Below are 26,226 nucleotides of genomic sequence, written 5' to 3'. Positions count from 1 at the left end.
CGGCACGTCTAGCGCCGGCCAACCCCGCACTCGATACACCTGTAGTCGTCCGCCGCCCGCGATGTCGCCACCCGCGCCGGCGGCTTGGGATAGCACAAGCTGCAGACCCACGCCTCCGAGGGGTACGAGGACGGCAACTGGTCCCTGGTCCGTGTGGGGCTCGCCACCCGGCCCGTCGGCCGTGAGGCCGACCGGCCCCCCGCCGCGCTCACCTTCGTGATCGACATCTCCGGCTCCATGGCGGAGCCCGGCCGGCTCGACCTCGTGAAGAAGTCGCTCGGAACCCTCACCGACCAGCTGCGTGACGACGACTCCATCGCCGTCGTCACCTTCAGCGACGAGGCGGAGACCCGGCTGCCCATGACCCGCCTCGACGGCAACCGCGACCGCATCCGCTCCGTCGTCGACGAGCTGGAGCCGACCGACTCCACCAACGTGGAGGCCGGCGTCACGACCGGCTACGACGAGGCCGTGGAGGGCCGCCGGAAGGGCGCCACCAACCGTGTGGTGCTGCTGTCCGACGCCCTCGCCAACACTGGCGAGACGGAGGCGGAGGCGATCCTCGAGCGGATCGACGACGCCCGCCGCGAGCACGGCATCACCCTGTTCGGCGTCGGCGTCGGCAGTGACTACGGCGACGACCTCATGGAACGCCTCGCCGACAAGGGCGACGGGCACACCACGTACGTCTCCACCGACGAGGAGGCACGCAAGGTCTTCGTCGACGAGCTGCCCCGCCACGTCGAACTGCGCGCGCGGGACGCCAAGGCGCAGGTCGCGTTCGACCCGCAGACCGTCCAGCAGTTCCGGCTCATCGGCTACGAGAACCGGGAGGTCGCGGACGACGACTTCCGCAACGACCGGGTGGACGGCGGCGAGGTGGGCCCCGGCCACACCGTGACCGCGCTCTACGCGGTACGCCTGCGGGACGGCGCGCAGGGCCACGTCGCCACCGCGACCGTGCGCTGGCTCGACCCCAAGACCCGGGCGCCGCACGAGGAGAGCGGCACGGTGGAGACCGACGCGATCGACGGGACCCTGTGGGACGCACCGTCGAAGCGGCTCCAGATCACGGCGGTCGCCGCGTACTTCGCCGAGTCGCTGCGCGGAGGCTCCGTGCCGGGCGCACCGGGCCTCGGCGCGCTGGAGGACCGGGCCCGGGCGCTCGCGAGGTCCACGGAGGACAGCGCCGTGGAGGAACTGGCCGACTCGATCGAGCAGGCGCAGCGGTCGGGGCGGTACTGACCTCCGGCGAGGGGGAGAGCGAGGGCGGGCGGGGCGGTGCGGTCGGGGCGTGGCTCACGCCACCTGACCGGCCGTCGGACGCGCCCCGCTCGCGGACGGTTGGCGAGCGGTTCGAGGATGGTTGGAGACCCGGGGGAATCCGGCCTCCAACCACCGCACGCCGTCCGAAAACACGGCGCGCCGCCCTCCGCGTCAGGCCATCATGAACGGCATGGCCACCCTTCTCCTCGCCCTTGCCGTCGTGTCCACCGGTCTGTACGCCGGCTTCTTCGTGATCTTCCAGACGGGCATCATGCCCGCGCTCGCGACCTTGTCCGACGAACAGTTCGTGCCCGCCATGCGCCGCATCAACGAGAAGGTGCCACGCGGCACGTTCATGCTGGCCTTCCTCGGCAGCCTGGGATTCCCCGTCGCGGCGCTTTTCGTCCCCGTCGACGGCCGCACCGCCACCGACCGCTGGCTGGTCATCGCCGCCCTCGTCTGCGCGTTCGTCGGCCACGTCATCACCAGCGCCGGGAACGTCCCGCTCAACAACGCCCTCGCGTCGGCCGAGAACTCGCCGCGGCCCGCCCGCGAGGTCCGGGCCGCTTTCGAGGGCAAGTGGAACGCCCTGCACCTGGTGCGCACCCTGTTCGCCCTCGCCGCGTTCGTGCTCATGGTGTGTGCGGCGACGCCTTGAGGCTTGTGACGCGGTGACTTGACGCGACCTGTGACGCAGCGGGGCCCGGGGTGGGGCAGCGCGCCCGTCAGAAGCTGCCGGGCGCCGCCTCGAGCCGCAGGAACGGGATCGACTCGCCCGCCCGGCGGTAGCCGGCCTCGCTGCCGTCGACCTCGTACCCCATGAACCGGCAGAGCCACCGGGCGGCGAGCGGATGGCGGGGCGCGTAGCGGGCCATGAGCCGGCCGCCCTCCTCCGGTGTGACCGGCTGCGCCGTCACCGGGTAGTAGCGGCGGCCGACCTGGATGGTGGCCTGCGGGGTGTGGAGGAGGTTGCGGTACCACTGGGCCCGGGGTCCGAAGCCCGATGCCACCGTCCACCATCCGCCGGCCCGGTCGGATTCCACCACCTCGACGACCGTCTTGCGGGTCAGCCCCGACGTACGGCCGGTGTGGATCAGCAACAGCAGGCGCCGCCCGAACAGGGGGCCGAGGCCGATCCGGTAGAGGTGGACCGGCAGCCTGGCCACGAAGCGTGTGACACCGGTGGGGAGCGGGGGACGCTGCGGCGCGCGGTGCGGAGACGTCACGTTCCTGCCTCTCGTGGGCGGTGCGGGGGCTTGGCGGCGATCCGGGGGCTGAGAGCTCTCTGGGAGCGGCTTCGATTCGGTAACGGGGGCGGACCGGGACGATTCGACTGTGCAACCTTTGCATAGTCTAAAAGTGGATGGCGAGGCCGACGGGGGCGACCGCGCCGCTCTTCCGCGCGCCCGGCTGCCGCGTGGCCGTGCCGTCGACGGAGACCGTTTCCCCGCCAGCCGATCAACCGCGGAGTCCGACTTGGCCGAGCAGATCCCGTCGCGCTCCCGACTGCTGTCCGCCCTCCCGTTCGTGGTGATGGGCATAGTCGCCCTGGTCGACGTGACAGCCGGGTCGAGCGTGGGGTTTCTGGCCCTCGTCTCGCTCGGTCCCGCCTTCGCCGGGCTCGTCGGCGGATGGCGGCGTACGGCACTGATCGGGGTCCTGTCTCTGGGCTTCTGCTTCGGCCTCGGAATCTACGACGGGGTGCTCGGCGAACGCCGCTGGTACTCCGCCATGGCCTCGGTCGCCGGGGTGACCGGAGCGGGTGTGGTGGCCGCGGTGATGCGGCAGCGGCGGGAGGCCGAGCTCGCCAGCGTGCGTTCCATCGCGGAGGTCGCGCAGCGCGTGCTGCTGCGGCCCGTGCCGCGAACGGCCGGCCATCTGCGGGTGGCCGTCTCCTACACCTCGGCGGTCGCGGAAGCCCGTATCGGCGGCGACCTCTACGAGGTGGTCACGTCACCGGGCGGCGTGCGGGTCATCGTCGGCGACGTGCAGGGCAAGGGGCTCGAGGCGGTCGAGACGGCGGCCGTCGTCCTCGGTGCCTTCCGGGAGGCGGCGCACGAGGAAGAGGACCTGGCAGGCGTCGGCGAGCGGCTCGAGCGTGCCCTCGAACGGGAGCTTCAGGGCGGGGAGAAGTTCGTCACCGCCGTGCTCGCGGAACTGGAGCCGGGCAAGGGGGTGACCCTGCTCAACTACGGGCATCCCGCGCCGATGGTGGTGCACAGCGACGGAACGGTCTCCTTCGCGGAGCCGCCCAGACGTGCCCTGCCGCTCGGGCTCGGTCTCCATGGGACGTCCGCCCCTGAGCCGTTCACCGCCGACTTCGCGCCCGGCGACCAGATGTTCCTGTACACCGACGGGGTCACGGAGACCCGCGACCGGGCCGGCCGGTTCTACCCGCTCGGCGAGCGCGGCCATCTGCTGAGGACGCAGGACCCGGAGGCGGCGCTGGTGGAACTCCGCGCGGACCTGGAGCAGTACGCGCAGGCGCCGCCGCACGACGACGCCGCGATGCTGCTGATCCGCCACCGCCGGGAGTGACGGCGGCGGGGCGGGACGTCTGCGCGGCGACCGACGACCGGGTGAGGGGCGGCACCCGGCCAGGGCACTGGATGCGAGGCCGCCGCACGGCACCCGGGCGGCGCGCGGTACAAAGAAGAAATGACCGAACCAGCGCACTCCTCGTACTCCTCGCGGGGGATGGACGACGTCGACGCCGTGACCCGCGCGGTGCTGACCGCGTCCCGGCTGCTCGTCGCCCTCTCGGCCCGCTCGCTCGCCGCGGTCGAGGACCGGGTGACGTTGCCGCAGTTCCGGCTGCTGGTCGTGCTGTCGCTGGAGGGGCCGGCCAAGCTGGTCGTCCTCGCCGACCGGCTCGGTGTGAACCCGTCGACGGCCATGCGCATGATGGACCGGCTGATCGCGGCGGGTCTGGCCGACCGGCAGGTCAACCCGGACAACCGACGCGAGACGGTGCTGCGGCTGACGACGGAGGGCCGGCGCATCGTCGAGGACGTCACGGCCCAGCGCCGTAAGGAGATCGCGGCCATCGTCGAACGGCTCGACCCGTCGCAGCGGGCCGCGCTCATCGGCGCCCTGGCCGCCTTCACGGAGGCCGGCGGCGAACCGGCGGTGCCCGAAGAGGACGGCGAGCTGTACCCGCTGGGCTGGTCGGACATGGGGCCTCGCCCCGGCCGCTGACGCCGCGAACGTCTGGCGGGGAGGACCCGGTCGACATCGCCGGCGTGCGGTGGTCGAGCTGCGTCACCGTGCCAGTGCCGCTCCCGGGCAGAGGCCGGCGAGCAGCCGGGTCCTCCACCACGAGAAGCATTGCACAATGCAAGGGATTTTACTTCCCCTTGGCAGGACCGGGTCTTGGCACCGTCCGGGTCTGCCGGACGGGCCGAGGCGGAGCGCCGGTCACTTCGGCGCGACCGCCGCTTCCACCTCCGCGAAGGTGGCGGCGTCGACGAGCCCGGTGTCCTCGAGGACCTCCATGTGGTCCAGCACCGTCTGGTTCGCCTGACGAGCATGACGGCGGATCAGGTCGTTCTGCGTGGCGGCCCTGACCTCGGCGATCGTGGCGAAGATCTTGCCGTGCGAAGAACGCAGCAGGTTCGCGAAGAGCCGGTCGAACTCGGCGCCCTGGGCGTTCTCCAGCTGCGTCACGAAGCCCTGCTGCTCCTCGGTGGCCTCGTTGGGCAGCTGCACCCCGAGGATCTTGGCGTCCTCCCGCACGAGCTGGTCGAGCTTGCTGTGACCGTCGAGGAGATGCAGCCCGGCCCGTTTCACGGCCTCACTGGACGCGTGGGTCTGGGCCAGCCGTCCTGCGGGGATCTCCCAGAGTCCCGCCTGCCGCACCTTCACCAGGAACGTCCGGTCGACTTCGGTCACCTGCTGCGGACCCTGCGCCTCCGCGGCAGTCGCCCCCGAGAATCCGGCCCCCGAGTGACCGGCGCCGTGCTGGGCGGACCCGCCCGTCGCGGTGGTCCCCGCGGTCGCCTCCCCGCTGCCCGTCTGCAGCGACACGACCACCAGCGCGGCCGCGGCGACGGCGGCGGTGACCATGGCGACGACCCGCACGGAAACCTTGGAGCGTGCTGCACGTCGGTTCGAACGCATTGATGCCTCCCGGCTCGGCATTGAGAAAATGGCAAATGACATTCGGGAGCTGTTGTGGCGGCTGGCACGGCACGCAGAGCTCAGTACGGACGCGCGAGCCGGGATGTTCAACGCGCGCCGTACGTAAGGGCCGTGCGGGGTGTGGCGGGAGGGCGGCGTCCGAGGTGCATGGCGGGTCGAGGGGGCGCTCGATGGCGCCCCTGTCGATCCGCCCGTGTCAGTCCGCGACTTCGACCCCGTAGCCGCGGGCCAGCGCCGCCAGCCCGTGGTCGTAGCCCTGCCCCACGGCCCGGAAGCGCCACAGCGGTCCGCGGCGGTAGAGCTCGGCGAGCAGCAGCGTCCGCTCCGTTGTGGCGGCGTCGAGGGCCGCCTGAGCGAGCGGAGCGGCGCTCCCGCCCGGGCCGGTGGTCACCTGCACGGCGCCGACGTCGCCGAACGTCGGCGTGCCGTCGATCGCCGCCGCGACGACGACCCGCCTGACCGCCGGCGGCAGCGCGCCGAGATCGGCGGTGACGGTCTGCTCCGTCGGACCGTCGGTCAGCAGCCGTACGGCTCCGTCCGGGCTTTCCGGCGCTCCGTAGAAGACGAAGTGCTCGTCGCAGGACACCTGGTCGTCCTCGTCGACGAGGAACGCGACGAGGTCGATCTCGCAGGTCGTCTGCTGCGCCCAGGTGGCGCTGACGCTCCACAGGGACCCGGCCCGGCGGTCGGGCAGATCGACGACGCCACCCCTCGGCAGCACCTGCGGTCCCTGCCGCCGTTCGCTCCAGGCGGGCACGGGGGCGACGACGGGCGCGTCCAGCCAGGCTTCCTCGTACGCAGGGATCCGGAGCGTCGTGATCCGCCGCATCCGGCGGTCGGCCTCCGCACCGGCCAGCAGGACGACATCGGTGACACCGGAGGACAGGTTGATCGCCGCGGCGCCTCCGAGCTCGACGACACGGACACGGGCGGACGCCGCCTCGGGGTGCGTCCCCCCGAGCACCAGCACCCGCCGCCCGCGCAACGGCCTGGCCGGGTCGGCCACCGGGGCGTCGGGGACGGGCGCGGTTGGCGCGGGCTCGCGCGGCGCGGGGACGGGCGAGGTGGTCACGGGCTCGCGGGCGGCGGACTCACGTGGGGCGGGTGCGGGGTGGGCGGGCGCGGGTGTGGCCGGTGCGGGGGCGGCGGGTGCGGGGGCGGCGGGTGCGGGTGTGGCGGGTGTGGAAGGGGTGGTCGCGGGGGCGGGAGCGGCCCCTGCCGACGTCTCGTGCGCCGTGCCCGGCCGCACATCCTCGAGCAGCCTCAGGAGCTCCTGCTCGTCGATGACGGGCACACCCTCGGCGACGGCCCGCCGCGCCTTCGCCGAACCGGAGGACCGGTCGTTCGTGACCAGAACGCCGGTGTGCCGGCTGACGGAGCCCATCACGTTGAGCCCGGCGGCCACGGCCCTGGCCACCAACTCGGCGCGGGGCGTCTCCGTCGCGCCCGTGACAGCGATCTTCATGCCCTGCACGAGCGGTCCGCCCATCGCCATCCGGCCGGGATTACGGAAGGCGCAGGGGGTCTTCGGCGGGCTGGGAGTGAACCGCGCGTCCTGCCGGGGCGGACAGGCGACGAACGGCAGCGGCAGGTCCAGCCGCGCGGCCTCCTGGAGGGACGCGCGCAGCACACCGGCCAGTACCCGCGTGTCGTCGAGGGCGTCGTGCGCCTGTAGTTGAGGCACGCCGTAGTGGGCGGCCAGTGTCCCGAGCCGTAGATCCGGCGTCGGCGGGTCGACCCGCCGGTTCAGTGCCAGGGTGCACAGCCGCCTGGCGACCGGCAGCAACACCCCGGCTCGGGCGAACTCGTGGGCGAGGAAGTCGTAGTCGAACTGCGCGTTGTGAGCGACGAGCACCCGACCCTCGAGCATGCCCGCGATCCGCTGAGCGACCTCCTCGAAGGCCGGAGCACCGCGCAGCCGCTCGGCCGTCAGCCCGTGGACGTGGACCGGGCCAGGGTCACATCCCGGATCCAGCAGCGTCGAGAACTCGGCCGTCTGTTCCCCGTCCGGCCCGACGGTCACCACCGCGACGGACAACACCCGGTCCCGCCGCGCAACGAGACCAGAGGTCTCCACGTCGACGAGCGCCCAATCATGGGCGTATGCGGGCACGTTGGACAGATCGAGATCCGCGGCGGCGAGAGTCATGGCGGAAGGATGGTCCGACCTTCACAATTTCTTCAACCTGGATGATGATTTCTCCCGTTATGCGGAGCGTGCGGATGCCCTAGTCCGAAATCTCCGACCCCGCTTGCGCCCCCTGACCGATCAGCCAGGCGACGACGTCCCGGGCTCCCTGCGTCTGTTGGTCTTGCTGCGCCTGTCGTGCTTCCTGTGCGCGGGCGATGTCGAGGGGCGTCATTCCGCCGTGGCCCACGTGGTCGATGTGCGCGCCTCGCGCCAGCAGGTACCGGGCGGTGGCCAGTTGCCCGCCGTGGCAGGCGCCCCAGAAGGCGCGGGTGATCCCGTCGGTCGTGGGTGCGGCCGGGCCCGTGACGTAGCTCTCGACACGGTCGAGCAGCCCGAGGGTGGCCGCCTCCTCGAGCGTCGTACGCGCCCCGAGCTCGACGAGCCGGTACGCGGCCTCCCACTGCCCGAACCCGCAGGCGTCGGCGAGCGGCGTACCGCCCCCGATGACGGCCCCGTCCGCCTCGATGTCGGCCCCGGCCGCGACGAGCGCCTCCAGGACGGCGACGTCGTTGCAGGACGCCGCCCAGTGCAGCGGCGTCTCGGCGTGTGCGCCGCTGAACCGCGCCCCGGGATCGGCGCCGGCGGCGACCAGCGCCGCGACCGTTCGCGGCCCGTCCGGGAAGTGCCCCGGCCAGTCGGTGACGACATGCAACAGACTCCGCCCACCCGGCCCGCACCCCTCGCGCGCCTCGACGATCCGGGCCCGGGCAAGCCCCGGATGCTCCTCGAGCAACCGCCGGAGCAGCCCGAGATCACCGCCCCGCACGGCACCGGTGACGGCGACGGCGAGCGGGTCCTGCGAATCGAGGGTCAGCATGGGAACAGGGTCGCTGACGCGGGGCGGTGGGTGAAGCTCTGCGGGTGGGCATGGGCGCGGCCGCTTACGCGTTGGCGACGTCCGCCGGTCCATGGGCGTGCCGGCAACGAAAGGCCCGCCGGTCCGGAGCGCCACGAGGTGGCGCGCGTTGTGCGCCCCCGGACAGGGCTCGAGCCTGAGGCCAAGCACTCAGAAGGCGCTTGGATTCTCACCCGCCTCGTGGTGCGTGACCTGTGCGTTCACGTCGACCTTCATGCCTCAGTCTTCTTCGTCACATCGTTCCAGGACCAACCCGATGGATCCCTCGGAGAGTCCGTTGCTGTCCTCAAGGTGCAGATGACTCCCATCGGGGACGCCGGTCCCGGCGAGGGTGAGCAGGTGGCCGGCCAGTGTCCTGAGCCCGGCAGCGTTCGCCTCGATCACCACCTCGCGCCCGAGCTTCCGGACCTGGATGCGCGCACCGTGCTCCCACTCGAAGACCTGCGCGACACCATCGGTCTCCACCGTGACCTGCATGCTCTCGGCATGGACGCTGCCGGGTTCGATGCTCATGGCGTGCATCGTGCCGGTCACGGCACGCGATTCCGGAAGGGGTTCGACTACCAGGGCGTCGTCCGGGCCGCTGCCCTACGGATGGCTATGAGCGAGTTTGGGTCCACGCATAGTCCACAGCTCGTAGCATGCCTGAGCATTGCTTGGGTCAGAGCAGCGGCGTTTCCGTGCGAATCGTTGAGGCCGCGGAGAGGGCTACGTGAGCACGATCGGAACACTGCGTGGTTGCGCGGAGAAGCACCTGCAGACCTACATAGATCCTCGAGGCCCTCGAGCCTTCCGTACGTATGACTGGCAGGGCGACCCGGATCGACTGAACCCGTTGGACTGCTTGGCGCCGGCTCTGCTGAGCGTTCGTATCGGCTATAAGCAGGTAGCCCCGTTGTTCCAACCTGACGGCCCGGGGGCTGAAGTCCTGCAGGCCATGGAAGCGGTGCTTGCGAATGAGGCGTGTGCGACGGCGGACTTCCTGGACGTGACGCTGGATCCGTCGACGGGACCCTGGTCTCTGGTGGATCGGGCACTGGTCGCTACAGGTGAAGCCCACGGTACGGGGTTGCCCCATTTCAAGGCCGTTGCCGTCACCAAGATCCTCCACCGCAAGCGACCTGACCTTGTGCCGATTTTCGATGGCCGTATCTACCGGTTCTACGTGGGGGAAAAGCCGATTTCCGGTGCCTACAAGGACACTCCCCGCCGCTTGTGGCCGCTCCTGCAAGCGGACCTACGCGGGCAGAAGGGATGGATCCAAGACCTCATCGACCCCATCCGCACGCCTGACGAGAGGCCTCTCAGCCTTCTTCGAGCGGCAGACATCATTATCTGGGAGCACGCTGCCAGCGGGTGCGACACGTGACGGTGCTCTGCTGACGGGCATGGGCGGTCGAGAGCGAGCGAGTGCTCAGTGACAAACCAGGTCGACGTGGATCAGTGCGGTACTCGATCATGTGTTCATGCCCCTGGTCGAGACCCTTGCCCGAGTCGATGCAGACCTGGCCGCAGGCCGGGTTCCCGTCGCGCGCCAGCGTTTGCGCGGTCTCGTCTCGTCCTTCCCGTACGACCTGACGCTCCGTCGGCGTCTGGCCGAGGTGTACCGGCTCTACGGCGACTCCGCCGAGGCCGGACGCTGGATGTACCTTGAAGAAGATCGCAACGCCGACGAGACCGCCGCCTTCGAGGCGCGGTACGGGTCTCCCGGGTGGCGGATGAAGGCCCTCGGCTGGCGCGGCCCCGAGGCGATGGCTGCCACCTCCTTCGCGGAGGGGCAGCTGGTCGCAGTGCGGACCGCCTGCGCCGAGGAACTGGGGCACCCCGTCGACTGGGACGACCCTGCCTCCTACCGGGACGGCCTGGAGGAGAAGTACGAGGCGCCCTCCGAGCCGTGGACGGTCGGCGGTGTGCTGGCGGGGGTCGGCTGCCTGGCGGGGGTTCTTGCGTTCCTCGCGATCTGGGTGAATGGATTGGTCGCCCTCTTCGAGTGAGTCAGGTCACCCGGGCAGCTGAGGAGCGCCGCTCAAGGCCGGGGGCGGCTGGAGAAGCTCTCATCGGGCTACGGTCCCGTGGCTGCGAGAGCATCCCGGTTGGTCGCGAGGCACCTGGACAGTTCGTCCAGCGAGCACTCGATGTGGGCCCGCGCGATCGGATCGAAGTCCGTGATCTCGGATGTCGTTGCACGGTAGTTGGAGGGCTCGATGCCCCAGGCCTCGACGAGGCTCCAACCGGCCTGGACATCAACGGTTCGCCCGTCAGCCGACGAGACGCGCAGCCAGGCCGTGCACTGATCCGAAAAGTCGTAGGGCAAATAGGCGACACCTCCTGCGTCCCGCAACTCGTTGACCTGCTCCATCCACTGCTCCAGCAGGCGGGCCAGACTCGCACCAAGATGTCGCGACGCGGTAGGAGACTCGTCGATAGCGAGGTAGTACGAATCGCAGGTGTGTCGGTGTTTGCCGATATGCAACCGTAGGTCTCTGTGGTCACCCTTCGTGGACACCCGCTCGAACCTGAGCGCGATAGACGCCGTCATGATTCACACCTGTCCGGGGCTCGGGGCCAGGAGCGGCCGTCGGGGCTGGTACGCAGTGAAACACGCACGCTCCGCTGCCGTCGGTGGGCAAGCAGAGCGAGCTGGTGTTCCACACGGCCGCAGCCGGGGGTGGGGACGTTTTCCCGGTCTCTACCAAGATCGCTGAGCTGCCCGCGAAGCTTCGACACGTATTCGACACGGCCACCTGCAGAAACCCGGTGGCAGCCGGAGGACGCTGGATCCCCTCCCGATCACCAGAGGCCGGTGCGGCGCTTACTTGTCCACTACGCGACACCCGCTAATGTGCCCCTGACCAGCGAAAAGGCCCTCCCGGCGGGAGGGCCTCGAGGTGGTGCGCGATGTGCGCCCCCGGCAGGACTCGAACCTGCGGCCAAGCGCTTAGAAGGCGCCTGCTCTATCCACTGAGCTACGGGGGCCGGTGGTGGCCTCGGTGGCCTGGAGCCCCCCTCGGGTGGTCCGTGACCTTGCCGGGCACAAGGATAGGGCTCCGATCGCCTTGACCCGGTTGCTTCGCCTGCGTGGCACGATGTGGAGGTTCGGTGAAGCGAACCGATAATCGCAGGCAGGTGCGATTCGTGCATCGCTTTTGACGTCTCACGTGCCGGGTGTTGTGCACTCGTTATGCCTGCGTCCCACTCGTCCCGTGTGTCCCATCTGTCTGATCGGCGCGCAGAGATCGTCATACGCTTCAAAAAGTCACCAAAATTGGGCATTCTTCGCATGTGGTGACCTTGGATGCACGGCCTCAGCTGATCGACGCACTTTCCGCCCTGCGCGACCGTGTCGCCGCCGTGCGTCTTCCACTCCCTCTCGCGGGCGCGCCCCGGGCCCGGCAGACGCGGGCCGAGCTGCTCGACCAGCTCGATGACTATCTGGTGCCCCGTCTCAAAGATCCCGAAGCACCCTTGCTCGCCGTCATCGGCGGGTCCACCGGTGCCGGGAAGTCCACGCTCGTCAACTCCCTTGTGGGGCGACGGGTCAGTGAGGCGGGGGTGCTGCGGCCGACGACCCGGACGCCCGTGCTGGTGTGCCACCCCGATGACCACCATTGGTACGCCGGGATGAGGGTGCTGCCGCGGCTCACCCGGGTCTGGATGCCCCCGCAGGAGGACGCCGAGGAGGAGCACCTGCTGTCGGCCAGGGCCGGGGGCCGTACCGCCGGGGGCCGCAACGTCGGCGGGCGGGCCGGCGGCGGGCGGACCGTGGAAGAGAAGGCGCTGCGGATCGAGACGGCCTCCCTGCTCCCGCGCGGCCTGGCGCTGCTCGACGCTCCCGACATCGACTCGCTGGTCGTGGAGAACCGGCTGCTGGCCGGGGAGTTGCTCTGCGCAGCCGATGTGTGGGTGATGGTGACGACCGCCTCGCGTTACGCCGACGCCGTCCCGTGGCACCTGCTGCGCACGGCGAAGGAGTACAACGCCACGCTGGTGACCGTGCTCGACCGGGTACCGCACCAGGTCGTCGAGGAGGTGTCGCGCCAGTACGCGGCGCTGATGACCAAGGCGGGGCTCGGCGACGTGCCCCGGTTCACGATCCCGGAGCTGCCCGAGTCGGCCGGTGGCGCGAACGGGCTGCTGCCCACCACGGCCGTCTCCGGCCTGTTCTCCTGGCTCGCCCACAGGGCGCAGGACCCGGCGGCCCGCCAGCAGGCCATCAGCCGTACGGCAGGGGGCGTGATCGATTCGCTCAACATGCGGATGCCGGAGCTGGCGAGTGCGGTCGCGGCACAGTACGCGGCGGCCGTGCGGCTGACGAGCGCGGTCGAGGAGGCGTACGAGGCGGAGCGCGACCGGGTGCGCAGGCAACTGCGGGCGGGCGCCGTACTGGCCGGCGACGCGCGTACACGCTGGCGCGGCTATCCCCGCGACAGCTCGGCCGCCGAGCTGCTCGACTCCCTCGTCGCCAGCTTGTCCGCGCTGCTGCAGTGCGCCGTCGCCGCCGCCGACGAGCAGGTCGAGAACGCCTGGCGGCGGGAGCCCGCGTCCGCCGGGGTCGCCCGCAGCGGCCGGCGCGACCTGGAGGCGGGGGAGCGGATCGGGATGGCCGTGCGGCGCTGGCGGCGGGTCCTGGAGGAGCTCGCCGAGGAAGAGGTGCGGGGGATGGAACGCAATGCCGCACCCGACCCCGAGACGGTGGCCGCGCTGCTGGCGACCTCGCTGCTCGGCGGGCGGCGGGCGCGCAGCGCGGGTGAGCGGCTCGCCGAGCGGATCGGTGCGCAGAGCGCGCTGCGGCTGCGCGACAAGGGCGCCGAACTGGCGACGACGTACATCGACGACGTACTGAACAGCGAGCGGGAGCGGCGGCTGGCGCCCCTCGACGCGCTCGAGGTGAGCCCGGAGCCCCAGGCCGAGCTGATCGCCGCGCTGTCCCTACTGCAGAAGGAGAGGTGACCGCGGGTGACCGCCATCACCGACGACGAGAACGAGACCGGCGGCCGCTGGGACGACGGACTGATCGCCCGCCGGGTCGGTCAGCGGAACGAGGACGGCACGGTTCACGACGACGGCACGGTTCACGACGACGGCGCGGGACACGGGGACGGCAAGGGAGACGTGAGAGGCGAGGGCGAAGGGGACCACATCGGCGACGAGCAGCTGCCCGTCGGAGGAACGTACGGCGGCCCCCTGCGGAACCGGCTCAACGCCCTGCGCGAGCTGCTCGGCCTGTCCCAGACCCGGCTGGACGGCAGGACCCTCGCGGAGGCCGGCCGGGTCCTCGACGAGGCCGCCGCGCGCCAGCGGCTGTCCTCGCGCCACACCGTCGTGGCCATCGCCGGCGCGACGGGAAGCGGCAAGTCCACGCTGTTCAACGCGCTCGCCGGGGTGCGCATCGCGGAGACCGGGCTGCGCAGGCCGACCACGTCCGCGCCCATCGCGTGCACCTGGTCGGAGGGGGCGGCCGGGCTCCTCGACCGGCTCGCCATCCCCGGGAGGCTGCGGCGCAAGCCCCTCGCGGGCGGTGACGGCGACGAGACGCTGCAAGGGCTGGTGCTGGTGGACCTGCCCGACCACGACTCGGCCGTCGTACGGCACCGGGAGCAGGTGGACCGGATCCTGGCGCTGGTCGACGCGGTGATCTGGGTCGTCGACCCGGAGAAGTACGCCGACGCGGCGCTGCACGAGCGCTATCTGCGGCCACTGGCCGGTCACGCCGAGATCACTTTCGTCGTGCTCAACCAGATCGACCGGCTGCCCGGCGAGGCCGCCGACCAGGTCCTGGACGATCTGCGCCGGCTGCTCGACGAGGACGGCATGGCGGTGGGGGAGCACGGTGAACCCGGCGCGACCGTCCTCGCGCTGTCCGCGCTGACGGGGGAGGGGGTGGGCGAACTGCGTGAGATGGTCGGCGCGTTCGTTCAGGAGCGCAGCGCGGCGGCGCGCAGACTGTCGGCCGATGTCGACGCGGCGGCGGCGAAGCTGCGGCCGGTGTACGTCGCCGACGGCAGGACCGGTCTGGACGAGCGGGCCCGTGAGGACTTCTCGGCACGGCTCGCGGAGGCGATCGGCGCGACCGCGGCGGGAGAGGCCGCCGAGCGCGAATGGCGCAGGAACGCGGGACGCGCGTGCGGGACGCCGTGGCTGCGGCTGTGGCGCTGGTACGAACGCAAGCGCATGCCCGGGGCGGCGAACGCCGAGCCGCAGGTTCCCGTGGAGGAGGAGCCCACCGCACGGCAGCGGGTCGAGCAGGCGGTCCGCACGGTCGCCGACGAGGCCGCGCACGGCCTGCCCGCCCCGTGGGGCCAGGCGGTGCGCGAAGCGGCCGTGCGGGGCGCGCAGGGGCTTCCGGAGGCGCTGGACGAACTGGCCGCGCGTGAGGCGGCGGAGACCAAGGGGCGGCCCCTGCGCCCTGCGTGGTGGCCGGCCGCGGTGCTCGCGCAGGCGTCGATGACGCTGCTGCAGATCTACGGCGGGCTGTGGCTGGTGGGCCAGATCGTGGGCGTACTGGAGCCGGGGCTCGTGCCGCCGGTGCTGGTGATGCTCGCCGGCATCGTGGGCGGGCCGCTGGTCGAGTGGGCGTGCGCGGCCGCGACGAAGGGCCCCGCGCGGAGGTACGGGCAGGATGCCCGGCGTCGCCTACAGGAGGCGGCGGCCGCCTGCGGGCGCGCGAAGGTGCTCGATCCGGTGGCGGCGGAGCTGATGCGGTACCGGGAGGTGCGGGAGCAGTACGCGACGGTGTCGGGATCGGCGAGGCCCGCGTCACCCGGACCAGGAGCGCTGCAGGTGCGGGTGCGTTCCCGGATCGGGTGACGGAGTTGTCCACAGCGGGGCGTCCGTCCACAGGCGTCGGCGCGATCTTTCCGTCCGGTCCAGCATGGAGACCGGTCCACAGCGACCGGGCAAATGCAACCGGACGGGGAGGTGACCGTCATGAACGACACCATGGTGACGGTGGTGGGGAATGTGGCCACGAATGTGGAGTACCGGGAAACGGCCACGGGCGGGATGGCGCGATTCCGTTTCGCCGTTCCTTCGCGGCGCTGGGATCGCCGGGGCGGTAACTGGACGGACGGGCCGACAAGCTTCTACACCGTCTTCGCCTGGCGTTCGCTCGCACAGAATCTGGCCGGTTCCGTTTCGGTCGGCGAACCGCTTCTGGTGCACGGCCGGCTGAAGGTGCGTGAGGAGGAGACGGACGGCAGACGGCGGACGTTCGTGGACATCGACGCGCTGGCGGTGGGGCACGACCTGACCCGCGGGACATCGGCGTTCCGACGGGTGGTGAAGAGCCGGGACGCTGACGAGAGATCCGCGGCGGCCGTGGGGACGGCGCCGTCGAGGGCGGGCACGGAGGCCGTGGGGGCGGTGCAGCAGCGGACCGGCGCGGGCGAGGCCGTGGCGCGCGGAGCGCCCGTTGTCGCCGTCTCCTGACGGGAGTTGAGGCAAAACGGTTCCACCGCTCCGGGAGTGCGGGCGGGCGGAACAGGGCGATCAGGGGGTGAACTCGCCGACGGTGGTAACGATTTCGAGTCGGAATGGTTATCTGACGGCATGACCGGGCATCGCGCTGCGCGCCGTCCATAGGATTCCCGGGTACTCACGGGGCACTTGAGTCTGCTGGCGAGACACTCCCCCCACGCGTCGCACGCTTCTCACGCGTCGCACGCGAAAAGGTCTCGCCCGGAGGGGAATTCTGCTGTGTTTGCTGTGTTCTCTACGTCTGCCGTACGCAGGCGGCGCGCCGCTCGCCGTCTTGCCGCCGCGGCGGTGGTGTCCGGCCTGATGGCCGCCGGATCCGTCGCCGGCGCCGGCACGGCAGTCGCCGACGACGCCGTCCAGCATCAGGGCGGTGCGGTCGCCACGCTCGACGGGCTGCAGACGTACGACCAGGCGGTGCTGCACACCAACGGCAAGGACCAGGAGATCCTCGCGGGTCTCTTCGAGATGACGGTCGACGGCGGCGGCCAGCTGCAGACGTACTGCATCGACATCCACAACCCGACCCAGGACCAGGCCAAGTATCTGGAGACCCCCTGGAACCAGACGTCGCTGGGCGCCAACAAGAACGCCGGCAAGATCCGCTGGATCCTGCAGCACTCGTTCCCCCAGGTCAACGATCTGGCGGCACTGGCAGAGAGCGCCGGGCTCGACGGGCAGCTGACGGACAGGACCGCCGCAGCCGGCACCCAGGTCGCCATCTGGAGGTTCTCGGACGGCGCGGACGTCACGGCGGCCGACCCGCAGGCGGAGAAGCTCGCCGACTGGCTCCAGAAGTCCGCGGCGGACGTCAAGGAGCCCAAGGCCTCGCTGAGCCTCGAGCCGAACGCGGTCTCCGGCAAGCCCGGCAGCCGGCTCGGCCCGGTGACCGTGCGCACCGACGCGGGCCAGGTCGCCGTGGCGCCCCCCGCCGACGCGGCTTCCAGCGGAATCAAGATCACCGACGAGGCCGGTAAGCCCGTGACCTCCGCGGTCGACGGCAACAAGCTGTACTTCGACGTCCCCGAGGACGCCGCGGACGGGACGGCCACGCTGAGCGTCCAGGCCAGCATGTCGGTGCCGGTCGGGCGGGCCTTCGCCAGCGCCACCAAGAGCCAGACGCAGATCCTGGCCGGTTCCAGCCGGTCCACCGTCTCGGCGCAGGCCACGGCGACCTGGGCGAAGGCGGGGGCGATCCCCTCCCTGTCGGCGAAGAAGAACTGCGCCAAGGGCGGCGTGGACATCACGGCCGGCAACAAGGGGGACGCGCCGTTCACCTTCTCGCTGGCCGGCTTCAAGCACACGATCAAGGCCGGGGAGTCCCGGACTGTGACGGTGCCGGTGGCCGAGGACCAGGCCTACGACTTCACGATCACCGGGCCCGGCGGGTTCGAGAAGAACTTCAAGGGCGTGCTCGACTGCAAGACCGCGAGCGCCCCCGCACAGCCCGGCACCGAGACCCCGTCGTCCCAGCCCAGCCCCGCGTCGGCGGGCGGCACCTCCGCGGGACTCGAGGGCGGCCTCGCCGCGACGGGTGGCTCCAGTGCCACGCCGATGATCGCGGGCATCGCGATCGTGCTGGTGCTGGCCGGCGGCGGCGCGGTCTTCTTCCTCCGTAAGAAGAAGTCGGCCGGCGGAGAGTGATCATGTCGCCACGCGCTGCGGCGCCGTCATGAGGTGATCGAGGAAGGGGCCCGGCACGGGGACGTGCCGGGCCCCTTCTGTCGGTTCACGCTCCGGCCGCTCGGCGTGCCCCGTCTTGTCCGGTTCGCGCCGTCGGCCGTCCGGTCCGGGGGCGAGCGGGCGGAGTGGGGGCGCCGGGCCGCCCCGGGCACACGCGGGCGTAAGGACGCGGTTTCCGTCCGGGGGGCGCCGTACGGCAAGATGGGTGTATCTGCCCACCCACTTCCTGCCGGACGGTTTCTCTTGGCTGAGTACATCTACACGATGCGCAAGACGCGCAAGGCGCACGGCGACAAGGTCATCCTCGATGACGTGACGCTGAGCTTCCTGCCCGGTGCGAAGATCGGTGTGGTCGGCCCCAACGGCGCCGGTAAGTCCACGGTGCTGAAGATCATGGCCGGGCTGGAGCAGCCCTCCAACGGCGACGCCTTCCTCTCCCCCGGCTACAGCGTCGGCATCCTCATGCAGGAGCCGAAGCTGGACGAGTCGAAGTCGGTCCTGGAGAACGTCCAGGACGGCGCCGCGGAGATCATGGGCAAGCTCAAGCGCTTCAACGAGGTCGCCGAGCTCATGGCGACCGACTACACGGACGCGCTCATGGAGGAGATGGGCAAGCTCCAGGAGGACCTGGACCACGCGAACGCGTGGGACCTGGACGCCCAGCTGGAGCAGGCCATGGACGCCCTGGGCTGCCCGCCCGGCGACTGGCCCGTCGTCAACCTCTCCGGTGGTGAGAAGCGCCGCGTCGCGCTGTGCAAGCTGCTGATCGAGGCCCCGGACCTGCTGCTCCTCGACGAGCCCACCAACCACCTCGACGCCGAGTCGGTGAACTGGCTCGAGCAGCACCTGTCGAAGTACGCGGGCGCCGTCGTCGCCGTCACTCACGACCGGTACTTCCTGAACAACGTCGCCGAGTGGATCCTCGAGCTCGACCGCGGCCGTGCGCTGCCCTACGAGGGCAACTACTCCACGTACCTCGACAAGAAGGCCGCCCGCCTCAAGGTCGAGGGCCGCAAGGACGAGAAGCGCGCCAAGCGGCTGAAGGAAGAGCTCGAGTGGGTCCGGTCCAACGCCAAGGGCCGGCAGAGCAAGTCCAAGGCCCGTCTCGCCCGCTACGAGGAGATGGCCGCCGAGGCGGACAAGATGCGGAAGCTGGACTTCGAGGAGATCCAGATCCCGCCGGGCCCGCGCCTGGGCTCCGTCGTCGTCGAGGTCGAGAACCTCTCGAAGTCCTTCGGTGACAAGGTCCTCGTCGACGACCTGTCCTTCACGCTGCCGCGCAACGGCATCGTCGGCATCATCGGTCCGAACGGCGCCGGCAAGACCACGCTGTTCAAGATGATCCAGGGCCTGGAGCAGCCCGACTCCGGCACGATCAAGATCGGTGACACGGTCAAGATCTCCTACGTCGACCAGACCCGCGCCAACATCGACCCCAAGAAGACCCTCTGGGCGGTCGTGTCGGACGAGCTGGACTACATCAACGTCGGCCAGGTCGAGATGCCGTCCCGCGCGTACGTGAGCGCCTTCGGCTTCAAGGGCCCGGACCAGCAGAAGCCGGCCGGTGTCCTCTCCGGTGGTGAGCGCAACCGCCTCAACCTGGCGCTGACGCTCAAGGAGGGCGGCAACCTGCTGCTCCTCGACGAGCCCACCAACGACCTCGACGTCGAGACGCTCTCGTCCCTCGAGAACGCTCTGCTCGAGTTCCCCGGCGCGGCCGTGGTCATCTCCCACGACCGCTGGTTCCTCGACCGGGTCGCCACGCACATCCTGGCCTACGAGGGCGACTCCAAGTGGTACTGGTTCGAGGGCAACTTCGAGTCGTACGAGAAGAACAAGGTCGACCGTCTCGGCCCGGACGCGGCACGCCCGCACCGCGCCACGTACAAGAAGCTCACCCGGGGCTGATGCGGCGCATGGCCCGTCACATCTACCGCTGCCCCCTGCGCTGGTCGGACATGGACGCCTTCGGGCACGTCAACAACGTGGTCTTCCTGCGGTATCTGGAAGAGGCGCGGATCGACTTCATGTTCCGGCTGGCGCCGGGGGACGGTTCGCCCTCCTTCTCCGGCGGCTCGGTGGTCGCACGGCACGAGATCGACTACGTGCGGCCGCTGGTCCACCGGCACGAGCCGGTGATCATCGAGTCGTGGGTGACGAAGATCAGCGCCGCCTCCCTGACCATCGCGTACGAGGTCAAGGAGGAGGACGATGCGTCGACGGTCTATGTGCGGGCCTCGACGGTCGTCGTGCCCTTCAACCTGGAGTCGCAGCGGCCGCGCCGTATCAGCGCGGAGGAGAAGTCCTTCCTCGAGAAGTACCTCGACAAGGCCGCCCTCGCCGCATGAGCGTTCCCATGTCCGTGCCCGTGCAGAGTCTGCGTCTCGCCGACATGAGGGAGGCGGAGGACCTCTCCGCCTTCCTCGGCCGGCTGATCCACTACGACCGCGCCGCCGCGGTCAGGCTCCAGGCCGGGCGCGGGGCGCTCGCGGTGTTCGGGCGTCCGCCGTCCTTCGAGGTGCTCGCCATCCGCACGGCGCGCCTCGCGGAATCCGTCGAGCTGGACGTCACCGTCTCCGCGGGGCAGCTGCTGGAGTCGCTGGAGGGCGCGGAGTTCGCCGTGCCCGCGGCGGTCACCGGTCCTCCGTGGGCGGGTGTGCTGCCGCCGCGCGGCGGCTGGCGGGAACTGCCGGGACTGCCTGACGTCTCCGCGATGCGGGCGGCCGTGGCAGCAGCCGTGGCCGAGTTCCGCCGGCGTGACGAGGCGCTTCCGGAGGAGCGGCGCACCCGCGCGGAACGGGACCGCATCGGCCGCGAGATCTGGTCGCGCACGGTCGGCGCGACAGCCCTTCCCCTGCGTGCCGTGCACGCCGCGCAGTCGCTCGGGTTCCTGCGACCGGGCATGCCCGTGGCGCTCCTGTCCGCGGGGGCGTGGCTGAGGCTGCGGACGCCCTTCGGGTCGATCGCCCTGCGCACCAACGGTGTGGGCGGCCTGACGGTCACCCCGGCTTAGCCCCGCGCGCAGCGGCCCCTCACTCCGAGGGGCCGCGAACCGCCCGCCGCGTCAGCGTTCCGCCGCGTCGTCCGGCCAGATCCCGATGTGGTCCTGTTCGAGCTCCAGCATCACGCGGTGCTCCATGCCGAGCGCCGCCGTGTAGTCGGCCGGCAGCTGAAGGCGTCCGGCCCGGTCCAGCATCGCGTACTCGCGTGCCACCACCGACTCCTGCCCCTCCGCGTCGATCTCGGTGCGCCGCAGCACCTCGGACGACGTGCGGCCGTCGCGGATGGCGACGGTGCGGCGGACCTCGCCCGCGACGGCCTGGTCGTGCGTGACGATCACGATCGTCGTGCCCAGCTCCTCGTTGGCCCGGCGGAACGCCGCGAAGACCTGCTCACCGGTCGCCGAGTCCAGTTCGCCGGTCGGCTCGTCGGCGAGCAGCACCGCTGGCGAGTTGGCGAGGGCGACGGCGATCGCGGCGCGCTGCTGCTGCCCGCCGGACATCTGGTGGGGGCGCCGGTCGCGGCAGTCGTCGACGCCGAGCATCGACAGCAGTTCCCGCACGCGCTCCGCCTTTCGCTTCTTGCCGCGGCTGCCGCCGCGCAACTGCATGGGCAGGGCCACGTTCTGGGCCGCGGTGAGGTACGGCAGCAGGTTGCGGGCGGTCTGCTGCCACACGAAGCCGACGACCTCGCGGCGGTAGCGCAGCCGCGCCTTGGCGTCCATGGAGAGCAGGTCGCACCCGGCGACCCGGGCCGCGCCGGCGGACGGCACGTCCAGCCCGGCCAGGATGTTCATCAGGGTCGACTTACCGCTGCCGGACGCGCCGACCAGGGCCATCAGCTCGCCCTCCTTGACCAGCAGGTCGAGTCCTTGCAACGCCTGGACCTCCACCCCGTCGGAGGCGAAGATCCGTACCAGCCGGTCGCAGGTGATCAGCGCGTCGTGCCCGTAGGAGGGCCGGTCGCGGTGGGCAGCGGCGCGTTCCTCCAGCTGCTCCAGGGTGGTGTCGGTCATCGCGTGTCTCCTGCCCTGAGTTCGGTGATCGATCCGCGGCGCCCCGCCCACCACGCCTGGACGGCGGCCACCGTCCCCGCCAGCAGCACCACGGCGGCCGCGGGCAGTGCCAGCGACCACGGATCGGCCCGCAGGGACGCGCTGTCCAGGGGCGCGGAGCCGGGCGCGGCCGCCAGGGCGAGGCGCACCAGGTCCACGCCGGGCGCGAGGAGCCGGATCGTGGCCCAGCCGACGAGGATGCCGCCGACGGCGGCCAGCAGTGCCTGGGGGAGCGCCTCGAGGCCGAGCAGCTGCCGGCCCTGGCGGGTGGTGAGGCCCATGGTGCGCAGCCGGGCCAGCAGGGTGGCGCGTTCCGGCGCGGCCTGCATGAGCGAGAGCAGCAGGGCCAGCACGGCGTAGCCGGCCCCGGCGGCGATGGCCGCCGCGTAGATCCCTTCCGCGCCGGCCTGGAGCGGCGAGTCGGTGAAGGTCGCCCGCGCCTCGTCGCGCAGCCGCACGGTGAGGTCGTCGTCCATGCCGTGGACGGCAGCGCGCAGTGCCTTGCCGTCGATGCCGGTGCCGGTGGCCAGCAGTGCGGTCGGCACACGGTGGGTGAGCCGCGAGCCGTCGACGACGAGGAACTCCGCGGACGACACGGCGGGGGTCCGGGACCGTACGGCGGCGACCTTGACGGTGAAGGGGCCGGCTGCCGAGGGGATCCGGTGTGTTCCCTCGCCGAGCTGCTTGGCGACGCCGGGTGAGGCGACGGCGTGCAGCACGGGCTCCCCGGAGGCGTCACCCGCGGCCGGTGAGGTCCTGAGCGCATCCACGGGGAAGGCGCCGAGCCCCGCGTGCCGGGCCAGCGTCGCGTACGCGCCGGGGTCGGCGCCGACGAGGGAGACGGCCAGCGGGTCCGACCGTTCGGCCTGGTTCCGGGCGGGCAGGTTCAGCGCGTGCTCGATCTGCACGGCCGTCACCTCCCGTACTCCGGGCACGTCCCGCACGGCCCGCTCCGCCCCCTTCGGGAGCGGCACCACGTCGCCGGGGCTCGAGACGCGTGCGTCCGCGCCCGTCGCCAGCAGCGCCGCCCGGTCCCGCGCGTCCGCGACGCCCGCCAGGACCGAACCGCCGAACGCGGCCGTCGTGAGCGCGACCAGCAGGGCCAGCAGCGGCAGGGCGCCGGCCGCGGAGGAGCGACCGGTACGGGCGAGTGACAGGAACCCGACCGCGCCGCGCAGCCGGCCGGCGGGACGCGCCGCCCAGCGCAGCGGCAGCGGATAGAGCCGTACGAGGACGAGCGCGGCGATCAGGCCGACCAGCACGGGCGCGGCGCTGACGAGATGGTCGGCACCGTCGGAGGTGCCGCGCCGCCGCAGTGCGACGACCGCGCCCAAGGCCAGGACCAGCAGGGTGAGCTCGGCGACCGTGCGGCGCCTGGACGGCCGGGCGAGCACCACGTCGTCGCGTTCACCGGGCACACGGGGCCTGCGGTGCTGCGCCACCGCGCGCACCGGCAGCGCCGCGCAGGCCATGACCGCCACGGCAGCCGTCCCGATCACGGCAGGCAGCAGTCTCGCGTCGTCGACGACCAGGACGGCGAGGAGCAGACCGGCGGCCGCGGTGGGCAGGGCGACGACGGCGGTCTCGCCGAGCAGCCTGCCGCCGATGCCGCGCAACGAACCGCCGCGGGAGCGCAGCAGGGCCAGTTCGGCCCGGCGCCGCGCCGCGAACAGCCCGCCCGTCATCGCCACCACGACCGCGGCCACGGTGCCGATCCCGAAGGCGGCCACGGCGACGACCGGGGTGATGGCGTCCCGCATCGTGGCGTAGGAGGCGAGGATGCCGTCCATGTCCGTGGTGAGCATGGCGTTCTCGTCGACGGCACCCTTGATCTCGAGCAGCTCGGGGCCGCCTTCGAGGGAGGCGATCCGGTCGGTGAGGGCGGGCACGTCCTGTGCGGTGAGGTGGCCGGTGAGCGGCGCGAAGCGCCAGTACGGCTCGGGCTCGCCGAGGGTGCCGAGCAGCGCCGGGGCGGCGTCCGGGGCGATCAGCAGGGAGGCGTTCCAGTAGGTCACCGGTGGGCTGGTCCCGGGCGCGACGAGAAGCCCGGGGGCGCGCAGCCGCGGGTCGGCGGACCAGTAACTGCCCTGCGGATCGCGCGGGTCCACGATGCCGGTGATCCGTACGGACAGCGCCCCCTCCCCGGGGTCGCCCAGGTGCAGCACGGAGCCGGTCCTGATCTTCAGGGTCTTCGCGGTCTCCGCGGTGACCGCGGCCTCCAGCTCCTTGGTGGTGGACGTGACCCGTCCGTCCGTCTTCGGCAGCCGTCCCTCCCGCACGGTGGAGTGCGCCTCGAGCCCGCTCTGCGCCACGACGGAGAACTCCGGCGACGCGCCCTCGGGGCGCGGCAGCCAAGGGTCCGTGCCCTCCAGGGGCTTGGCGGTCTCCACGCCGTACGCGGACTGCGCGGTGTCCACGCGCAGCGGCTCCGGCAGCAGCCCTGTCACGGCCCGGTGGGCGTCGGCGAGGCGCGCGGGGAGCAGCGACTTCTCCCGGGCCGGTTCCGGCAGTTCGAGCGGCGGCTGCGGGGTGCTCACCTCCAGCACGCTGCGGGACGGCTGGGCATCGCTCAGGTCGTGCCGCAGGCCGTGGTTCTCGTACGAGTCGACGGCACGGGGGAACGCGGCCGCGAGGAACGCGGTGAGCAGCACGAGCACACCGAACGCGAAGGCCGCCCCGGGAGCCGTGCGCAGCCGGGTCCTGACCCACGGGGCCACCGTGCGCCGGGCGTGGCCCTCGGGCTTGCTGGAGCGCGGATTCATGTCAGTTGTCCCCCCTGTGGCGCAGAGTCACCGCGGGGTCCGCGCGACGCAGGGCGATCACGGCGACGATCAGAAGCGGCAGTGCGGCGACACCCGCGAGGAGCAGACCCACCTGGCCCACGGGCAGTTCGATCAGCACATGCGGAACGGGTTTGGTGGCCTGCCCGGTCAGGACGATCAGCGGCACGACGGCCCGGGTCAGTACGGCACCCAGGCCGATGCCCACCAGCAGGGCGATGCCGATCAGCACCGTCTGCTCGGCCGCGACCAGCCGGGCGAGCTGTCGGCGTGGCGCGCCGAGGGCGCGCAGTACGGCGAGTTCGGCGGACCGTTCCCGCAGCGAACCGGCCGCGCTGACGGCGAAACCGACCGCGGCGAGCGCCGCCGCGGCCAGTGCCACCGCCATCAACGCGGAGCGGGGACCGGCACCGAGCGGGTCACCGAGCAGCTCCTCCGCGGCCTCGTCTCGCACCAGCACCTGGCCGGGGTCGGCGGCGGGGCGGTCGCGCAGAGCCTTCGCGACCTCGCCTGCCCTGCCCGGCTCGGTGCTCAGCCACCATTCGGTGGGCGTGAGCGACGAACCTCCCCGGGCGGCGATCTCGATGTTGACCGTGGGCAGGTCCAGCAACAGGGCTCCGCCGTCGGCGTTCTGCGGGCCGGCGGCCGCTCCTTCACCGTCCGCGGCAACGGTCGCGGCGTCGGCGCCCGGTCCGGTCGTCGGCAGGGCCCGCGCCGTCCCGGCGATCCGCACCCGCAGCGACTCGCCCGACAGCATCACATCGATGACGTCGCCGCGCTTCGCTCCGGCCGCGCGCAGGAACTCGTCCGTGGCGACGGCGGCGATCTGCCCGGGCCGGGCCGGCCGCGCGGCGGTGACGAGGACGCTGAACTCCGAGGTGACGGGTTGCCCCCACGAGTCCACGGCCCCCGGGTCCGGTCCGATGCCGTAGCCGAGGTCCAACGGACGGGAACCGGAGGCGGCGGGGCGGAGCGGCCGCGGCTTCCCGGGCTCACCGGCCTGGATCTCGGTGTAGCTGCCCTCCCAGCGCGAGTCCTGACCTGCCGTGACCGTGTTCGAGGTCCCGTCGGCGTCCGTGGTGCTCAGCCGTTCGACGCTCAGGCGGTGCGCCGTGGCGGGGCCGTCCGGGATCGCGCCGTCGAGCCGCAGCCCGGTCAGGGCCAGCGGACCCGCGGGGGCGGTGCGTCCTCCGGAGGAGGACTCGTCGAGGTCGACGGCCACCGGATGGACGCGGCCGTCGGCCGCCACCTTGCCGGCGGACATGCGGTAGGACAGGCCGTAGCGGTCCTCGACGATGACGGTGACCTGTGGCGCGAGCCCGGAGGGGGACGCACCTGCGCGGGCCTTCTCCTCGGTGATCCGCAGGTCGAGGGTGAGACGGCGGGCGTCGTCGGGCAGCAGCACGCCGGGGCGGGCCCGCTTCGCGGCGGTGGCCGTTCCGAGCAGCGAGCCGGGCGGCTCGTCCGCGAGATCGTCCCGCAGCAGGAGCTGTTCGTCGGCGCGGGCGGTGTCGATCGCGAGCACGGTCGCGGTCCGGTCTCCGGAGAGCCCAAGAGGAGCGCGGTGGGCGGGAGCGGCTTCGCGCACGCCCGGGAGGGACCCGTACAGGCCGATGTCGCCCGGCCGGCCCGCCCCGCTGTCCGTCACCCGCACCGACGCGCCTGCCCTGTAGTCGGCCTGGTCGCTCTGCGACCGGTCCCAGGAGGCGCTCTGCCCGATCGCCAGCATGCCCATCGCCACCGCGAGCACCAGCAGCAGCACCGGTCCGGCGCCGCGCAACGG

The 26,226-nt window shown here is 71.9% G+C and carries 21 protein-coding genes, 1 tRNA gene and 1 pseudogene; 13 read left to right on the top strand and 10 right to left on the bottom strand.

The genetic code is table 11. From position 1 onward, the window contains the following. Window positions 1-126: 126 nt before the first annotated feature. Window positions 127-1,245: pseudogene (locus ACWGH4_RS08700) on the top strand (YfbK domain-containing protein); the annotation flags it as partial. A gap of 211 nt (window positions 1,246-1,456) precedes the next feature. Then, window positions 1,457-1,924, top strand: a complete 468-nt coding sequence (locus tag ACWGH4_RS08695) for an anthrone oxygenase family protein (protein ID WP_441263081.1) — start codon at window positions 1,457-1,459, stop codon at window positions 1,922-1,924. A gap of 67 nt (window positions 1,925-1,991) precedes the next feature. Here the strand turns inward: ACWGH4_RS08695 and ACWGH4_RS08690 are convergent, their stop codons facing one another. Further along, the gene (locus tag ACWGH4_RS08690) at window positions 1,992-2,492 is read right to left on the bottom strand and encodes a nitroreductase family deazaflavin-dependent oxidoreductase (protein WP_441263080.1); all 501 of its coding nucleotides are present in this window, start codon (window positions 2,490-2,492) and stop codon (window positions 1,992-1,994) included. Between the two features lie 307 nt (window positions 2,493-2,799). Between ACWGH4_RS08690 and ACWGH4_RS08685 the strand changes: the two genes are divergently transcribed. Both ACWGH4_RS08685 and ACWGH4_RS08680 read left to right on the top strand, forming a co-directional pair. Then, window positions 2,800-3,804, top strand: coding sequence for a PP2C family protein-serine/threonine phosphatase (locus ACWGH4_RS08685; RefSeq protein WP_453457487.1), 1,005 nt, complete (start codon window positions 2,800-2,802; stop codon window positions 3,802-3,804). 159 nt (window positions 3,805-3,963) lie between these two features. Continuing rightward, window positions 3,964-4,464, top strand: a complete 501-nt coding sequence (locus ACWGH4_RS08680; RefSeq protein WP_441263177.1) for a MarR family transcriptional regulator — start codon at window positions 3,964-3,966, stop codon at window positions 4,462-4,464. A gap of 219 nt (window positions 4,465-4,683) precedes the next feature. Here ACWGH4_RS08680 and ACWGH4_RS08675 read toward each other — a convergent pair whose 3' ends face one another. The 4 genes from ACWGH4_RS08675 to ACWGH4_RS08660 form a co-directional block, all read right to left on the bottom strand. Beyond that, window positions 4,684-5,385, bottom strand: coding sequence for a DUF4142 domain-containing protein (locus ACWGH4_RS08675; RefSeq protein ID WP_453457481.1), 702 nt, complete (start codon window positions 5,383-5,385; stop codon window positions 4,684-4,686). Between the two features lie 217 nt (window positions 5,386-5,602). Further along, complete coding sequence (locus ACWGH4_RS08670) at window positions 5,603-7,555, bottom strand: TerD family protein (RefSeq protein WP_453457477.1); 1,953 nt, start codon at window positions 7,553-7,555, stop codon at window positions 5,603-5,605. 79 nt (window positions 7,556-7,634) lie between these two features. Continuing rightward, complete coding sequence (locus tag ACWGH4_RS08665; protein ID WP_453457474.1) at window positions 7,635-8,414, bottom strand: ankyrin repeat domain-containing protein; 780 nt, start codon at window positions 8,412-8,414, stop codon at window positions 7,635-7,637. Window positions 8,415-8,672: 258 nt separating this feature from the next. After that, a complete protein-coding gene (locus tag ACWGH4_RS08660; RefSeq protein ID WP_453457470.1) occupies window positions 8,673-8,966 on the bottom strand; it encodes an Imm32 family immunity protein in 294 nt (97 codons plus the stop codon). Between the two features lie 199 nt (window positions 8,967-9,165). Between ACWGH4_RS08660 and ACWGH4_RS08655 the strand changes: the two genes are divergently transcribed. Further along, entirely contained in the window at window positions 9,166-9,822 is a 657-nt protein-coding gene (locus ACWGH4_RS08655; protein ID WP_453457467.1) for a DUF6308 family protein, read from the top strand. A gap of 97 nt (window positions 9,823-9,919) precedes the next feature. After that, window positions 9,920-10,447 (top strand): DUF6584 family protein, encoded by a 528-nt coding sequence (locus ACWGH4_RS08650; RefSeq protein WP_453457464.1) that lies wholly within the window; start codon window positions 9,920-9,922, stop codon window positions 10,445-10,447. 68 nt (window positions 10,448-10,515) lie between these two features. On the opposite strand, the gene ACWGH4_RS08645 is transcribed toward ACWGH4_RS08650, so the two are convergent. Together ACWGH4_RS08645 and ACWGH4_RS08640 are read right to left on the bottom strand one after the other, a co-directional pair. Beyond that, on the bottom strand, window positions 10,516-10,992 hold the full coding sequence (locus ACWGH4_RS08645) for a hypothetical protein (protein WP_453457461.1): 477 nt from the start codon (window positions 10,990-10,992) through the stop codon (window positions 10,516-10,518). Between the two features lie 364 nt (window positions 10,993-11,356). Further along, a tRNA-Arg gene (locus ACWGH4_RS08640) sits at window positions 11,357-11,429 on the bottom strand. A gap of 315 nt (window positions 11,430-11,744) precedes the next feature. Between ACWGH4_RS08640 and ACWGH4_RS08635 the strand changes: the two genes are divergently transcribed. The 7 genes from ACWGH4_RS08635 to ACWGH4_RS08605 all read left to right on the top strand — a co-directional run bounded on the left by ACWGH4_RS08635 (window position 11,745) and on the right by ACWGH4_RS08605 (window position 20,622). After that, window positions 11,745-13,403, top strand: a complete 1,659-nt coding sequence (locus ACWGH4_RS08635) for a dynamin family protein (RefSeq protein ID WP_453457457.1) — start codon at window positions 11,745-11,747, stop codon at window positions 13,401-13,403. A 6-nt stretch (window positions 13,404-13,409) separates the two neighbouring features. After that, window positions 13,410-15,260 carry a GTPase gene (locus ACWGH4_RS08630; protein WP_453457454.1) on the top strand — a complete coding sequence of 617 codons (1,851 nt, stop codon included), beginning with the start codon at window positions 13,410-13,412 and terminating at the stop codon, window positions 15,258-15,260. A 120-nt stretch (window positions 15,261-15,380) separates the two neighbouring features. Next, window positions 15,381-15,881 carry a single-stranded DNA-binding protein gene (locus tag ACWGH4_RS08625; protein WP_453457451.1) on the top strand — a complete coding sequence of 167 codons (501 nt, stop codon included), beginning with the start codon at window positions 15,381-15,383 and terminating at the stop codon, window positions 15,879-15,881. 267 nt (window positions 15,882-16,148) lie between these two features. Beyond that, entirely contained in the window at window positions 16,149-17,570 is a 1,422-nt protein-coding gene (locus tag ACWGH4_RS08620; protein WP_453457448.1) for a Cys-Gln thioester bond-forming surface protein, read from the top strand. A 282-nt stretch (window positions 17,571-17,852) separates the two neighbouring features. Further along, window positions 17,853-19,517 carry an energy-dependent translational throttle protein EttA gene (ettA, locus tag ACWGH4_RS08615; protein WP_453457445.1) on the top strand — a complete coding sequence of 555 codons (1,665 nt, stop codon included), beginning with the start codon at window positions 17,853-17,855 and terminating at the stop codon, window positions 19,515-19,517. 8 nt (window positions 19,518-19,525) lie between these two features. After that, complete coding sequence (locus ACWGH4_RS08610) at window positions 19,526-19,957, top strand: acyl-CoA thioesterase (RefSeq protein ID WP_453457442.1); 432 nt, start codon at window positions 19,526-19,528, stop codon at window positions 19,955-19,957. An 8-nt stretch (window positions 19,958-19,965) separates the two neighbouring features. Continuing rightward, window positions 19,966-20,622: a hypothetical protein gene (locus ACWGH4_RS08605; RefSeq protein WP_441263175.1), complete on the top strand. Its 657-nt coding sequence runs from the start codon at window positions 19,966-19,968 to the stop codon at window positions 20,620-20,622. Window positions 20,623-20,673: 51 nt separating this feature from the next. Here ACWGH4_RS08605 and ACWGH4_RS08600 read toward each other — a convergent pair whose 3' ends face one another. The 3 genes from ACWGH4_RS08600 to ACWGH4_RS08590 form a co-directional block, all read right to left on the bottom strand. Continuing rightward, on the bottom strand, window positions 20,674-21,624 hold the full coding sequence (locus tag ACWGH4_RS08600) for an ATP-binding cassette domain-containing protein (protein ID WP_441263050.1): 951 nt from the start codon (window positions 21,622-21,624) through the stop codon (window positions 20,674-20,676). Further along, on the bottom strand, window positions 21,621-24,425 hold the full coding sequence (locus tag ACWGH4_RS08595; RefSeq protein WP_453457438.1) for an FtsX-like permease family protein: 2,805 nt from the start codon (window positions 24,423-24,425) through the stop codon (window positions 21,621-21,623). The genes ACWGH4_RS08600 and ACWGH4_RS08595 overlap by 4 nt, the downstream gene beginning before the upstream one ends. Before the next feature lies 1 nt (window position 24,426). Beyond that, the coding region (locus tag ACWGH4_RS08590) for an ABC transporter permease (RefSeq protein ID WP_453457435.1) at window positions 24,427-26,226 on the bottom strand (1,800 nt) is incomplete at its 5' end.

This window comes from Streptomyces sp. NPDC054847, from assembly GCF_053610925.1.
This window is presented reverse-complemented; position numbering and strand designations above follow the sequence as displayed.